Annotated in this window: 12 protein-coding genes; 9 read left to right on the top strand and 3 right to left on the bottom strand. The window is 40.7% G+C overall.

The features are described 5' to 3' along the window. Positions 1-136: 136 nt before the first annotated feature. Positions 137-1,252, bottom strand: coding sequence for an AI-2E family transporter YdiK (gene ydiK / locus EL244_RS07735; RefSeq protein WP_006813268.1), 1,116 nt, complete (start codon positions 1,250-1,252; stop codon positions 137-139). Positions 1,253-1,506: 254 nt separating this feature from the next. Here ydiK and ydiJ point away from each other — a divergent pair, with 254 nt between their 5' ends. The 9 genes from ydiJ to EL244_RS07780 all read left to right on the top strand — a co-directional run bounded on the left by ydiJ (position 1,507) and on the right by EL244_RS07780 (position 12,296). Next, positions 1,507-4,563 carry a D-2-hydroxyglutarate dehydrogenase YdiJ gene (ydiJ, locus tag EL244_RS07740; protein WP_126459988.1) on the top strand — a complete coding sequence of 1,019 codons (3,057 nt, stop codon included), beginning with the start codon at positions 1,507-1,509 and terminating at the stop codon, positions 4,561-4,563. Further along, complete coding sequence (menI, locus tag EL244_RS07745; protein WP_126459991.1) at positions 4,560-4,976, top strand: 1,4-dihydroxy-2-naphthoyl-CoA hydrolase; 417 nt, start codon at positions 4,560-4,562, stop codon at positions 4,974-4,976. Before ydiJ ends, menI begins: the two co-directional genes overlap by 4 nt. A gap of 380 nt (positions 4,977-5,356) precedes the next feature. Then, complete coding sequence (sufA, locus tag EL244_RS07750) at positions 5,357-5,725, top strand: Fe-S cluster assembly scaffold SufA (protein WP_039854407.1); 369 nt, start codon at positions 5,357-5,359, stop codon at positions 5,723-5,725. 16 nt (positions 5,726-5,741) lie between these two features. Next, positions 5,742-7,241 (top strand): Fe-S cluster assembly protein SufB, encoded by a 1,500-nt coding sequence (sufB, locus tag EL244_RS07755; RefSeq protein WP_006813264.1) that lies wholly within the window; start codon positions 5,742-5,744, stop codon positions 7,239-7,241. 44 nt (positions 7,242-7,285) lie between these two features. Continuing rightward, positions 7,286-8,032: a Fe-S cluster assembly ATPase SufC gene (gene sufC / locus EL244_RS07760; RefSeq protein WP_006813263.1), complete on the top strand. Its 747-nt coding sequence runs from the start codon at positions 7,286-7,288 to the stop codon at positions 8,030-8,032. Beyond that, positions 8,007-9,314 carry a Fe-S cluster assembly protein SufD gene (gene sufD, locus EL244_RS07765; protein ID WP_126459994.1) on the top strand — a complete coding sequence of 436 codons (1,308 nt, stop codon included), beginning with the start codon at positions 8,007-8,009 and terminating at the stop codon, positions 9,312-9,314. The genes sufC and sufD overlap by 26 nt, the downstream gene beginning before the upstream one ends. 4 nt (positions 9,315-9,318) lie before the next feature. Continuing rightward, on the top strand, positions 9,319-10,557 hold the full coding sequence (sufS, locus tag EL244_RS07770; RefSeq protein WP_112836631.1) for a cysteine desulfurase SufS: 1,239 nt from the start codon (positions 9,319-9,321) through the stop codon (positions 10,555-10,557). A 33-nt stretch (positions 10,558-10,590) separates the two neighbouring features. Beyond that, complete coding sequence (gene sufE / locus EL244_RS07775; RefSeq protein WP_006813260.1) at positions 10,591-11,007, top strand: cysteine desulfuration protein SufE; 417 nt, start codon at positions 10,591-10,593, stop codon at positions 11,005-11,007. 239 nt (positions 11,008-11,246) lie between these two features. Then, positions 11,247-12,296 (top strand): L,D-transpeptidase family protein, encoded by a 1,050-nt coding sequence (locus tag EL244_RS07780; protein ID WP_006813259.1) that lies wholly within the window; start codon positions 11,247-11,249, stop codon positions 12,294-12,296. Positions 12,297-12,409: 113 nt separating this feature from the next. Here the strand turns inward: EL244_RS07780 and EL244_RS07785 are convergent, their stop codons facing one another. Next, entirely contained in the window at positions 12,410-12,646 is a 237-nt protein-coding gene (locus EL244_RS07785) for a major outer membrane lipoprotein (RefSeq protein ID WP_004263789.1), read from the bottom strand. 438 nt (positions 12,647-13,084) lie between these two features. After that, positions 13,085-14,497: a pyruvate kinase PykF gene (gene pykF, locus EL244_RS07790; RefSeq protein WP_006813258.1), complete on the bottom strand. Its 1,413-nt coding sequence runs from the start codon at positions 14,495-14,497 to the stop codon at positions 13,085-13,087. Between the last annotated feature and the right edge of the window lie 387 nt (positions 14,498-14,884).

A 14,884-nucleotide genomic window follows, 5' to 3' on the forward strand; every position in this document is an offset into this window, starting at 1 on the left:
ACGAAAAGAATATTAACATAATTAAGAATAAAAACTAACGTAAGAGTGTTAAATATTGTTTCTAAATATTAATGAGAATGAAAGAATAGAAAAGCATGCTCAAAATAGAGCATGCTTTTTTGTAATTAAGTGAAATTTACTTTTTCATTAAAAACTCTTCTTCAAGAAACTTTTCAGTCTCATCTAAACTTTCACTCGGTGGTGCAACTTCATTCATCCATGCCTTCAACAAACTGTAAGAAACGGCGAGTACAACCGGACCAATAAATAAGCCAATCATTCCGAATGATAGGATACCTCCAATAACCCCAATTAAAATCAGTACCATTGGAAGATCTGCGCCCATCTTAATCAACCAAGGGCGCAGTACGCCATCCATGGTCGCTACGATTGCTGCCCACACACCAAGGATAATGGCCCATGTGGTATCTCCCGTCCAAAATAGCCACAGAACAGACGGTATCATGACGAGTAATGGTCCAATCTGTGCCACGCAGCAGATAAAGATGAGTACCGTTAGGATGGCGGCATAGCTAATCCCCGAAAGCGCTAAGCCAATACCACCAACAATGGCTTGTACTAATGCAGTCACTACAACTCCGAGTGCCACTGCGCGGATGGATTGTGCTGCAAGCACGACCGCAGCATCACCACGGATCCCTGCTAAACGAACTGCAAAATGGCGAATGCCTAAAGTGACGAGTTCACCTTTATAATAAAGCAGACCGCTGAACAGTAGCATCAGCATCAAATGGAAGAGAAAACGGCTGGCACTAATGGCTTGGGTCGCAAACCAACCTGCGGCTTGACCAATGTAAGGTTGAACCTTAGCTAACAGTGCATTACCACCACTAGCAACGAGGCTATGCCATGCGTAATACAGTTTTTCACCAACCATAGGGATCTGATTCAGCCACTCTAAATCAGGTAAAGTAATATTGGCTGGGGACTTAGCAAGTTCAATTAATGGAGCACTATTTTGAATGATACTGCCAATCAGGATACTTGATGGAATAACAAACAGTAAGAAAATCAGCAACACCATTACGACAGATGAGAGCCAACGTTTATTCCATAATCGAACTTGCAGTTTTAACATAATTGGCCAAGTGGCAATAACCATCATCCCAGCCCATACAAATCCTAAAATAAATGGACTTAATACCCAAAAACAGGTGGCTATCATAAAGATAATGGAGAGCAGTCCAAGGACAAGCTTGGGGAGATCCATGCGTTTTTGCGATTTTTCCATTAATGATTAATCCTTAACAAATGAAAATTCTGTGGTTTTACTGCTTTTACAGGTGAAAATAACGTAATTATTTTTCATGGTTAAAAAAAACAATAGTGTGATATGGTTTTAAGGACAATGTCATCCGCAAATGTACTATCAGTACAGTGGCGCCAGGTCATCGTTCAGCAAACCTTGTGCCTATTGTGCTACTTAAAATAAAGATAGTACATAACGACAAATGCGATACTAAACAACAAGAGTCATGATTAATAATGATCCCGCGTATATCTGAAGCACCACATCTCAGTCAATTAGCCATACAATTTTTGCATGAATTGCAAGAGCAAGGTTTCACCGGTGATAACGGAACCAGTTATGCTGAGCGCTTGTCCATGGCTACCGATAACAGTATCTACCAATTATTACCACAAGCCGTTATTTTTCCGCGTTCGAGTGCTGATGTACAAATCATCACGCGTGTAGCCGGGCAGGAAAAATATCGTGAGTTGAGTTTTACACCTCGCGGTGGCGGTACGGGCACGAATGGGCAATCTCTAACAGAAGGGATTGTGGTGGATATGTCCCGCTATATGAATCGAATTTTAGACATTAATCCGGATCAAGGGTGGGTTAAAGTCGAAGCGGGTGTGATAAAAGACCAGTTAAACCAATACCTCAAACCGTATGGTTATTTTTTCTCCCCAGAATTGTCGACGAGTAACCGTGCGACGCTAGGTGGAATGATCAATACGGATGCATCGGGGCAAGGCTCATTAGTTTATGGTAAGACTTCAGACCATGTGCTGGGTGTTAAAGCCATGGTTTTAGGGGGAGCTTGCCTTGATACTCGGGCTATGCCGATCGAACTCGCCCAAACGATTGCGTCAGAGGATTCTGTTGAAGGACGGATTTATAAAACTGTTTTAGAACGTTGTTTAGAGCAACGCCCTTTAATCGAAGAAAAATTTCCAAAACTCAATCGATTTTTAACGGGTTATGATTTACGCCACGTCTTCAATGATGACCTAACTCAGTTTAATCTAACACGGATATTAACAGGCTCTGAGGGCTCATTAGCTTTTATCACTGAAGCGACATTGGATATTACGCCAATACCAAAAGCACGTCGTTTAGTGAATGTAAAATATGACTCTTTTGAATCTGCCTTACGTAATGCCCCATTCATGGTACAAGCGAAAGCGCTATCAGTAGAAACGGTGGATTCAAAGGTTCTTAATCTAGCGAAAGAAGATATTGTTTGGCATTCAGTCAAATCACTTATCACTGACATCCCTGATAAAGAGATGCTAGGGCTTAATATTGTCGAATTTAGTGGTGATGATGAAGCTGAAATTAATCAGCTCACGGATCATTTATGCTTACGTATCGATGAATTGATGTCCAGTAACCAAGCCGGCATCATTGGCTATCAAATTTGCCATGACCTCGAAGATATTACGCGTATCTATAATATGCGTAAAAAAGCGGTGGGATTATTAGGAAATAGTAAAGGCGCCGCAAAACCAATTCCATTTGTTGAAGATACCTGCGTTCCACCTGAACATTTAGCGGACTATATTGCAGAATTTAGAGCGCTTCTTGATCACCATAAACTGAGCTACGGTATGTTTGGTCACGTTGATGCGGGGGTGTTACACGTTCGTCCAGCATTAGATATGTGTGACCCACAACAAGAAATATTGATGAAGCAAATTTCTGATGAAATTGTTGTGCTTACGGCGAAATATGGTGGGTTATTATGGGGGGAGCACGGTAAAGGCTTCCGAGCACAGTACAGCCCTGAATTCTTTGGCGATGTGTTGTATGGAGAGCTGCGTAAAATTAAAGCAGCATTCGATCCTGATAACCGATTAAATCCTGGGAAAATATGCCCGCCAGAAGGGCTTGATGCGCCAATGAAACAGGTTGATGCCGTTAAGCGTGGGACATTTGATCGACAAATTCCGCTTCAAATACGCCAAGAGTTCCGTGGCGCTATGGACTGTAATGGGAATGGCTTATGCTTTAACTTCGATGTAAAAAGTCAGATGTGCCCATCTATGAAAATAACGCGTCAGCGCATCCATTCCCCTAAAGGACGAGCAACGTTAGTTCGCGAATGGTTGCGTTTATTAGCTGAGCAGGGGGTAACGCCTGACCAGATTGAACGGGGAGTAAAAGATGATTCGCCTTCACTGCGAGGATTGATCGAAAAAACCCGTAACTCTTGGCGAGCAAAAAAGGGTGACTACGATTTTTCTCACGAAGTGAAAGAGTCAATGTCAGGCTGCTTAGCGTGTAAAGCTTGCTCAACTCAGTGCCCAATTAAAATTGATGTGCCATCATTTAGAGCGAAATTTTTAGCGTTATATCACAGCCGTTATTTGCGTCCAATGCGTGACCACGTTGTGGCAAATGTTGAAATGAGCGCACCGTTTATGTCTAGAGCGCCGGGGATATTTAACTTTTTCCTTCGTCAGCCTCTCGTGCAAAAATTAAGTGAACACACGATTGGAATGGTGGATTTGCCACTGTTTTCTCAACCCACGTTGAAACAAGAATTATCCGGTCATGCTGCAACCAGCGTTACGCTTGAGCAACTTGAAGGAATGCCTGCATCTGCTCGTGAACAATATGTGCTTGTGGTTCAGGATCCATTTACGAGCTATTACGATGCGAAAGTTGTGGTAGATTTTGTTCGTTTGATCGAAAAATTGGGTTTTAAACCCGTATTACTCCCATTTTCTCCGAATGGTAAAGCGCAACATATTAAAGGTTTTTTAAACCGCTTCGCAAAAACAGCCCGTAAAACAACTGATTTCCTGAATAGAGTTGCAAAACTGCAATTGCCAATGGTTGGTGTCGATCCCGCACTCGTGTTGTGTTATCGCGATGAATATCATGAAATTTTAGGCGCAGAACAGTGCAAGTTTACGGTGATGTTAGCCCATGAATGGCTAATAAGCCTGCCAGAACATCGTGATAGCAAATTTGACAATGAGCAACCTTGGTATCTGTTTGGCCATTGTACAGAATCTACCGCGTTACCAAATAGTGCAAATCAATGGGCTGCATTATTCGCTCGGTTCGGACAAAAATTGACTAACGTGAGTGTAGGTTGCTGTGGAATGGCAGGCACTTATGGGCATGAAGTGGTTAATCTCGAAAACTCAAAAGGTATCTATAATCTATCGTGGAAGCCGGCAATAGAAAAATTACCCCTAGAACGTTGCTTAAGTTCTGGATACTCTTGTCGTAGTCAAGTAAAACGTATGGAAAAAACGACAATAAAACATCCAATTCAAGCACTACTGGAGATTGTTTCATGATTTGGAAGCGTCAATTTGATTTACAACAAATGTCAGCAATGGCTAAAGACTGTATGTTGGGTCATTTAGGTATTGAGATTACTGGGTTTGGTGATGATTATCTGGAAGGCACAATGCCCGTTGACCAGCGCACCAAGCAGCCATTCGGTTTACTGCATGGTGGTGCTTCGGTCGTTCTTGCTGAGTCTCTAGGCTCGATTGCGGGATATTTATGTACTGAAGGCGATCAACGTGTTGTCGGGTTGGAAATTAATGCAAACCATGTCCGTGCAGCACGAGATGGTGTTGTAAAAGGGGTTTGTAAACCTATCCACCTTGGTCGTCGCCAACAGGTATGGAATATCGATATATTTAATGAGAAAGGACAACTCTGTTGCACCTCTCGTTTAACCACTGCTGTGTTATTTGAGTAATGATTTTTTGCCCTTAGCATCGTGATGTTGAGGGCAAATTCTATTGACAATATTCATCTTTTATATCAATTCATTAGAACCTATCTATTTAATTAATTCGTTTTAAATCAATTCAGTGTCATACAGCATGACCAATTATTAATTTGTGTTATTTTTATGTACTATTTAATACATAAAAAATATTGTGATATTTTAAATCTATTCCTTAATTATTAATTGGTTAGATATCTATTCGGCGGAAAGTTGGATAGAAAATCACGATCAATTGCTATAACCTCTTAAAACAAATGGTTGAAGTCATATGGGTTATCATTACCATGTCATATATAGAAGAAATCTCCGATAACAGGCTGAAAAACCATGAAAAAAGTGAGGTCAAAATGACTGGCGGTGTAGAGACGTTTTCACTCGATGAAAATCATTGGCAGGGAGTTAGCCTGACGCCTAGTGCGGCAAAACAAATTAAAAAATTAATGGTACAAACTCCAAACAGTAAAGGACTATCCCTTGGCGTAAAACAGTCAGGATGTGCGGGATTTGGCTATGTGTTCGAAATGATAGAAAACCCTACGGATGACCACTTATTATTTGAGTTGGATGGCGCACATCTGTATGTACCGAAACAAGCAATGCCATTTATTGATGGCACAGTGGTGGATTATGTCCAAGAAGGGCTGAATCACATTTTTAAATTCAATAACCCGAAAGCTCAACATGCCTGTGGGTGTGGTGAAAGCTTTGGCGTTTAACTTGTGAAGCTAGATTATGTCTCAGAGCAATGTAGAAGTTGGCGAAGAAGTTCAAAGCTGGCTTGATGAAAAGCGCTATAAAGAAGGCTTTTTTACCCAAGTCGCAACCGATGAAATGGCGAAAGGTTTAAATGAAGATGTGGTTCGCGCTATTTCCGCAAAACGTAATGAACCAGAATGGATGCTTCAATTTCGCCTTGATGCCTTTAATCACTGGAAGGGTATGGAAGAGCCTCATTGGCTAAAAGCAAATTATCCAAACCTTGATTATCAAGATTATAGCTATTATTCAGCTCCGTCTTGTGGTGCGTGTGATGATACTTGTGGCTCACAGTCAGGTGCAACACAAACTACCGGTGCAGTTGAAGAAAATAATTATTTAACTGCGGAAGTAGAAGATGCATTTAAGCAGCTAGGTGTGCCTGTTCGTGAAGGTAGCGCTGTTGCTGTGGATGCTATTTTTGACTCCGTTTCTGTTTCGACGACTTATCGTGGTGATTTAGCAAAACATGGGATTATTTTCTGCTCATTTGGTGAAGCTATCCATGAATATCCAGAATTAGTTCAAAAATACTTGGGTAGTGTAGTCTCCAGCCATGACAATTTCTTTGCTGCATTAAATGCGGCTGTGGCTTCTGATGGCACCTTTGTCTATATCCCCAAAGGGGTTCGTTGCCCAATGGAGTTATCGACCTATTTTCGTATAAATGCGGCGAAAACCGGACAATTCGAGCGTACGATCTTAATTGCGGATGAAGGCAGTTATGTCAGTTATATCGAAGGTTGTTCAGCACCAGTTCGAGATAGCTATCAGCTACATGCTGCGGTAGTCGAAGTCATTATTCATAAAGATGCAGAAGTTAAGTATTCCACGGTACAAAACTGGTTCTCAGGTGGAGACAGTGAAGCGGGTGGAATTTTAAACTTTGTGACTAAGCGTGCGCTCTGTGAAGGTGAAAACTCGAAAATGTCGTGGACACAATCAGAGACTGGCTCAGCAATTACATGGAAATACCCAAGCGTGATCCTCAAAGGGGATAACTCCGTGGGAGAATTTTTCTCTGTAGCACTGACAAACGGTAATCAGCAAGCGGATACTGGAACTAAAATGATCCACATTGGCAAAAATACGCGCTCAACCATTATTTCGAAAGGAATATCTGCGGGTAAAAGCCAGAATAGCTATCGCGGGTTAGTCAAAATTCTGCCAAGTGCACATAACGCTCGTAACTTCACGCAATGTGACTCAATGCTAATTGGTACACAGTGTGGCGCACATACTTTCCCATATGTGGAAGTTAAAAATAATACGGCGCACTTAGAGCATGAAGCGACGACTTCACGTATTGGTGAAGACCAGCTGTTTTACTGCTTGCAGCGTGGTATCAGTGAAGATGATGCTATCTCTATGATCGTTAATGGATTCTGTAAAGATGTTTTCTCAGAACTACCATTAGAGTTTGCCGTTGAGGCACAAAAATTATTGGCTATCAGCTTAGAACACAGTGTGGGCTGATCCTAACAAGTTTAGTTGCGCACTAGCGCTAAAGGCATGTTGATATGTTAAGCATTAAAGATTTACACGTCAGTGTAGAAGGTAATGAAATATTAAAAGGGTTATCGCTGGAAATTAAACCTGGTGAAGTTCACGCGATTATGGGACCTAACGGTTCAGGAAAAAGTACATTATCAGCAACGCTGGCAGGTCGTGAAGATTATGAAATTGACAGCGGCGAAGTCATATTTAATGGTAAGGATTTACTCGCGCTAGATCCTGAAGATCGCGCAGGAGAGGGGATTTTTCTGGCGTTTCAATACCCAGTAGAGATTCCGGGTGTGAGTAACCAATTTTTCTTACAAACCTCGGTTAATGCGGTGCGTGAGTATCGTCAGCAAGAATCTTTAGACCGTTTTGATTTTCAAGATTTTATCGAAGATAAAATTGCGTTGTTAGATATGCCACAAGATTTGCTAACACGCTCAGTCAACGTAGGCTTCTCGGGCGGTGAGAAAAAACGTAACGATATCTTACAAATGGCTGCATTGGAGCCGAAGTTATGCATTTTAGATGAAACAGATTCAGGTTTAGATATTGATGCATTAAAAATTGTTTCTAATGGTGTGAATTCCCTACGTACACCAGAGCGTTCATTTATTATTGTGACGCACTATCAGCGAATTTTAGACTATGTAAAACCAGATTTTGTTCATGTTCTGTATCAAGGGCGAATCATCAAATCCGGTGATTTCAGTTTAGCGAAAAAACTGGAGGAGCAAGGCTATGGCTGGCTTATTGACCAACAGTGAGAGAGCAGTAAAAAGCGCTCAAGTCTCTGAGCTTAATCAGCAAGCAATGGCAAACTTTGCTCAACTATTTGAACATCGTTCAGGCGAAAAGTCTCAACATGCGCAAACGCATTGGGAGATTGCAAAATATGTTGGATTGCCTAAATTTCGTCATGAAGATTGGCACTATACTCCGCTAGAAACGGTTCTACGTACTCAGTATCATTTCAGTGATCCAGAGTCGGTACTTAAACCTAATGCCGATATAGCATTAGAAATAGATGCTTACCGGATTACTCTTGTTGATGGGCGCTATAATGCAGAATTAAGCTCCATTGATATGGGTGAATTTCAGGTTACATTGCTGGATAGCCAAGATGTATTGCCAGATGCCGTCAACAGCGAAATTTTTCTTCATCTAACGGAATGTTTGGCCCCACAACCGTTATTAATTAATTTAGCGGCGAATAAAGTGGCTTCTAAACCTCTCTATTTACTCAATATTTCGAGTGGTAGTGTGAATTCTCAAGGGACGAATATGAGCCAATATCGTTATCATCTCACCCTTGGAAATAACAGTCAGAGCGAAGTCATTGAACATTTTGTGAGTTTGGATAATCAGCCTCATTTGACGGGAGGGCGTTTAACGGTAGAAATTGGAGATAACGCTCAATTATCTCATTTCAAACTTGTTACAGAGAATCCATCTGCTCAGCATTTTGCGCATAACGACATGATTGTTGGGCGTGATAGCCAAGTGAAAAGCAGTAGTTTTCTATTGGGTGCAGGCTTATTACGTCACCATACCAGTTCACGTCTTGAGGGTGAGAATACGCAGTTTGAGCTCAATAGTTTGGTATTACCACAAGGAACAGAGATAGCGGATACCCGCAGTTATCTTGAGCATAATGCTTGCTATTGTTCTAGCCGCCAATTACATAAAGTCATCGGGATGGACAGCAGTAAAACAGTATTTAATGGGATGATTAAAGTCGCACCGAATGCACTAAAAACTGATGGGCAGATGACAAACAATACATTGTTATTGGGTGAAAAAGCGGAGATAGATACCAAGCCACAATTGGAAATTTACGCGGATGACGTGAAATGTGGACATGGTGCAACGGTCGGACGAATGGATGATGAGCAGTTATTCTATTTGCGTTCGAGGGGAATTAGTCACCAAGCAGCAAAGCAAATGATCATCAATGCCTTCGCTGCAGAACTAACCGAGTCTATTGATATTGCAGGGCTAAAATCGGCCGTAATGGCGAACATTCACCAACGTTTAGCGGGGGTGTAAATCGATGGCTTTTGATGTTGAAACAGTAAGGCAGGATTTTCCTGCCTTAGCACAATCGGTGAACGGGCATCCATTAGTATATTTGGATAGTGCTGCAAGTGCTCAGAAGCCACAACTAGTGGTTGAATGTGAAAGCCAATTTACACTCCATCACTATGCTGCCGTGCATCGTGGCGTTCATACTCTTAGTGCGAATGCGACGACCTTGATGGAAGAGGTTCGCCAAAAAGCAGCGGATTTTCTTCATGCAAAGTCTCAAGATGAAATTATTTTCGTCAAAGGGACTACGGAAGGCATCAACTTAGTTGCTAATAGCTTTGGACGACAGTTCATTAATGACGGTGATAACATTGTTATTACCGAAATGGAGCACCATGCCAATATTGTTCCATGGTTCATGTTGGCAGAAGAGATTGGTTGTGAAATCCGAGTGTTACCTATCTTGGATGATGGGAGCTTAGATCTTTCACAATTAGATACATTGATTGACCAGCGCACTAAATTACTCAGTTTTACCCACATTTCTAATGTGCTAGGAACGGTAAATCCAGTAAAAAAAATCATCCAACAAGCACGCAGTATTGCCATAGAGAAAGAGGGTGATTTAGCTATTTTAGTGGATGGCGCTCAAGGTGCTATGCACCAAATAGTCGATGTACAAGCTTTGGACTGTGATTTTTATGTGTTTTCGGGGCACAAACTGTATGGCCCGACGGGAATTGGTATCTTATATGGTAAAAAATCACGACTAGAAAAAATGCCACCGTGGGAAGGGGGCGGAGCAATGATCCGGCAGGTCAGTTTCACTACCGGTATTACGTTTGCGGATATCCCATGGAGATTCGAGGCTGGAACACCGAATATTAGTGGTATTATTGGGTTAGGTGCTGCGTTCGATTACCTTAATCAGCTTGGCCTTGCCAATGCATTTGCCCATGAAAAACAGATTATTGAGTATGCATCCGAATTGCTTCAACAGGTTCCTTCACTACGTTTATATGGAAATAATCAGCGTGAGGGCGTGATAGCGTTCAATTTGGGTGAACATCATGCTTATGATGTTGGCGCATTTTTAGACAGATATGGCATCGCTATTCGTACCGGACATCATTGTGCTATGCCGCTTATGGAACGCTATAATGTCCCTGCTATGTGTCGTGCATCGGTGGGGGTTTATACACAAAAGCATGATATCGAAGCATTGTATAATGCGCTATTACGTATAAAAAAATTATTAGGTTAACGATTTAATTTACGGTATTTCAAAGGAAGATGTATGTCAGCATTACCCGATGAAGCGAAACTTTTACGCAATTTTGAACGCTGTCAGGATTGGGAAGAACGCTACTTATATATGATTGAACTAGGTGGTCGATTACCGGAGTTATCACTCGACCAAAGAGTTGATGCTAACTTAATTGCAGGTTGCCAGAGTCAAGTCTGGATTGATATGCAAAAACAGGACGATGGCCAAATTTTGCTAGCGGGTGACAGCGATGCTGCAATTGTTAAGGGGCTAGTAGCGATCGTTATCATTTTATTTCAAGGAAAGACGCCTGAGCAAATTCTTGCAATTGATGTAAAAGGCTTTTTCCAAAAATTAGAATTGGAGCAACATCTTACTCCATCTCGTACCCAAGGTCTCAACGGGATGATCAAGTCAATTTTAGCTAGAGCCAACGAACTTCTCTAATTAAATGTGGGAAATTATATGAATTTCCCACACTTTTCATATATTTCCATTCTTGATTTTTAAAAACTAACGCATTGTATTTATTAGATAAATTAAATTTAAATCTTTATATGATTATTGAATAATGAGCTATTAATTTATTTAAATATTTATTAAGTATTAAAGACTATCAAGATAGTTGCTATTATGAGCGATATTGTTTGAATATTTGTAATAACCTTATTTTCCTTGGAGTAGGTATGAAAAAAGTTTTGACGGCGGTGAGTTTGTTTGTCATGAGCGCAGTGCTGACACCTGCACAGTCCAAAGAATATTTATTGCCAGATAATAATACGCGCTTAATTGGGGAGAATGCCACATACGTAGTGCCTAATGATGGTCGCCCTTTAGAAGCAATAGCGAGTGAGCATGAAATTGGTTTACTTGCGATGCTAGAAGCGAATCCAGGTACTGACCCTTATTTGCCTGAGGCGGGCAAAGAACTGATTATCCCTTCACAAATGTTATTACCATCTACACCAAGAACTGGGGTTGTTATTAATTTAGCCGAATTGCGTTTGTATTATTTCCCAGCAAACAGTAAGAAAGTCATTGTTTATCCTATAGGGATTGGTCAGTTAGGTCGTGATACTCCAGAAATGGTCACGTCAATTAGCCAGCTGATTAAAGATCCAACATGGACACCAACCACAAATATACGTAAACATTATGCTAAACAAGGGATCACTTTACCGGCGGTAGTTCCAGCTGGCCCTGAAAACCCAATGGGGCTGTATGCTTTACGCCTTTCCTATGGTAAAGGGGAGTATTTGATCCATGGAACTAACGCAGATTTCGGGATTGGCATGCGAGTTAGTTCGGGTTGCATTCGTTTACGTCCACATGATATCGAAGCATTATTTAAATCAGTACCGAAAGGAACACGAGTGCAGGTAATTGACCAGCCGGTTAAATACTCAAAAGAAGCCGATGGTAGTTACTATATTGAAGTCCATCAGCCATTATCACGTAAAGAAACGGATGACCCTCAAACGATGCCTATTAAGCTACCGGATGATTTAAAAGCATTCCTAGCAAATGAAGGCATTGATAAAGCGCTGGTGGAGCAAGAGCTAGCGAGACGTTCAGGGATACCTGTACGGGTTAACCGTGACCAGAATATTGACTCAAATCGTCAATATCCGAAGTTAAAACCAATTGAACCATTTAAAATTACCCAGCCACAGCCAGTATTTGAAGGGGCGGTAAAATCATCAATCCCTGCAAAATATCAGTCATCTCAAGGCTAGTAACGAACAATAAACATAGATAGCTACTAAATAAATGAGGGCCTATAAAAATAGGCCCTCATAAAATACTAATTCAGCTTAAAAAGCTTTTCTAGATAACAATCAAATCGAACTTATTTTTTGTAAGTACGGACTTGGTTGTCCAGACGTTGGTTCGCACGAGCTGCTTCTTCTTGTGCAGTCTGTACGTCAGAACGCAGAGACTGAACATCGTTGCTCAGTTGATCAACTTTACCGTTCAGAGTTTGCACGTCTGAAGAGAGTTTCTGCACTTCAGTGCTGTTAGAACAACCCGCCAGTAATGCTGAAGCTAATACGATAGAGCCCAGTACAATTTTAGTACGAATCATTATTTTACCCTCTAGATTGATTTATCTTGAAAATATAAAAGCAAGCAACCAAAAAATAGACTTAAGAGTATTATCTTAAAGCTACCTCTATCCCTTTAAAACAACCTAATGTAAATTAGGGTATGGTACTCACTAAGTCTTATGCTAGTACTTAATTCAGAAATTTGCTAGAAATACTTTGTATTTAGCTGTGATAAAAGGCAAAAAAATTTAAATTAGGGATTGTTTGGGTTGATATTTGAGCATTGAATTATCCTTTTGTGATTGTCTTTTTAAATAATCTAAAAATAGTCGTTAAGGCTTTTTTAATAAAATAAAAATTATTTTACAATAGCATAAAATGTTAAATTTGTAGGGATAACAAAATTAAGGAAATAAAAAAGCCCTACTGCTAATTTAGCAATAGGGCTCATAGAATAACGTTATTAAGTTAAGTGCTTACAGGACGTGTACAGAAGAGGTATTAGTGGTTCCACTTTGTACTAATGCACCAGAGACCATGACAACGGCATCACCAGCAGCAGCTAAACCACTTTCAAGTGCTGCACGTTTACCTTCGCGATAGAAATCATCCGTTGATTCAAATGGTCCGACAATCATTGGAATAACACCTTTTACTAATAGTAACTGACGCGCAGTTTCTTCATTAGTCGTTAAGGCTAAAATCGGTGCAGTTGGGAAGTATTTACGTACAGATTTTGCTGATTTACCACCATAGGTTGCCACTACAATTAATGGTACATCCAGTTTTTCTGACATCTCAACAGCGCCACGGCAAACAGCTTCAGTAACACGTAAGCGTTGAGTCGGTTTTTGAGTTTCGATGCGAGTAGGCATAACGCGATCAGTACGTTCGCAGATAGTTGCCATAATAGTAACTGCTTCGATAGGGTATTTACCTTTGGCACTTTCACCAGACAGCATAACCGCATCAGTACCATCTAAAATGGCGTTAGCAACGTCACCTGCTTCAGCGCGAGTAGGGCGTGGGTTTTTGATCATAGAATCCAGCATTTGGGTTGCAGTAATAACAACCTTACGTGCTTGAACACATTTCTCAATCATCATTTTTTGCGCGAAGATAACTTCTTCGACTGGAATTTCTACACCTAAGTCACCACGAGCAACCATGATACCGTCAGAGGCTTCAAGGATTTCGTCGAAGTTATTTAAACCTTCTTGGTTTTCAATTTTAGAGATGATTTGGATGTTTTCGCCACCATGTTTTTTCAGATGAGCGCGAATTTCTTCAACATCAGAACGTTTACGGATGAATGATGCTGCAACAAAGTCAACACCTTGCTGACAACCGAATACTAAGTCTTCTTTATCTTTTTCTGCAAGAGCGGGTAAGCCAATAGAAACACCTGGTAAGTTAACACCTTTTTTCTCACCGAGGTCACCATTGTTGAGGACTTCACAGATCACTTCTGTCGCGGTGACATTGGTTACTTTCATACCAATTAAACCGTCATCAACTAATACGGTGTCGCCTACTTTCAAATCTTTGGTTAAACCAGGGTAGGTTACTGCGACTCTATCTTTGTTACCAATGACTGAAGTATCTGTTGTAAAGGCAAAGGTTTGTCCTGCAACTAGAGAAACGTCATTACCGCCTTCCAGTTTCATCGTACGGATTTCAGGACCTTTTGTATCCAGCAGGATAGCTGCTTGTTTACCTGTTTTTGCACATACAGAACGAAGGTTTTTGATACGTTGACCATGTTCTTCATAATCACCGTGGGAGAAGTTCAGACGCATGACGTTCATGCCAGCATCCAGTAATTGAGTTAATTTCTCTTCGGATTCGGTTTTTGGGCCGATGGTACAAACAATTTTGGTTTTTTTCATGGCAGTCTATCTAATGGTTATAAAGGAAATCGGTATTGCCGCCGATGCTTAATGCGCAAAATTAGTATGTTGCGCAACTCATTTATAAGAATAGGCGACAGTCTAGTGTTAAAAATCCAATTACACTTAAAACGTCTCTTTTTGACTCTGATTATAGTGTAGATGACATTTTATGATAAAGCTAACTTACTGATTTACGGCTGGTGAAACCTTTCAGCCTTTACGGGTATTATAGACAACATCAAACTGTGAGACAAATCAAATTTTTCAAAATTTAATGCAGAAGTAATTAAGATCAAATAACCGTGAGATTTTATATATGAAAGATTGTTGCGCAACAAAATAAGGCAATTTTAAAGGACAATCAAGTCAAATATGATAATTGAA

It is taken from the genome of Providencia rustigianii, from assembly GCF_900637755.1.
In the GTDB taxonomy this organism is placed as follows: domain Bacteria; phylum Pseudomonadota; class Gammaproteobacteria; order Enterobacterales; family Enterobacteriaceae; genus Providencia; species Providencia rustigianii.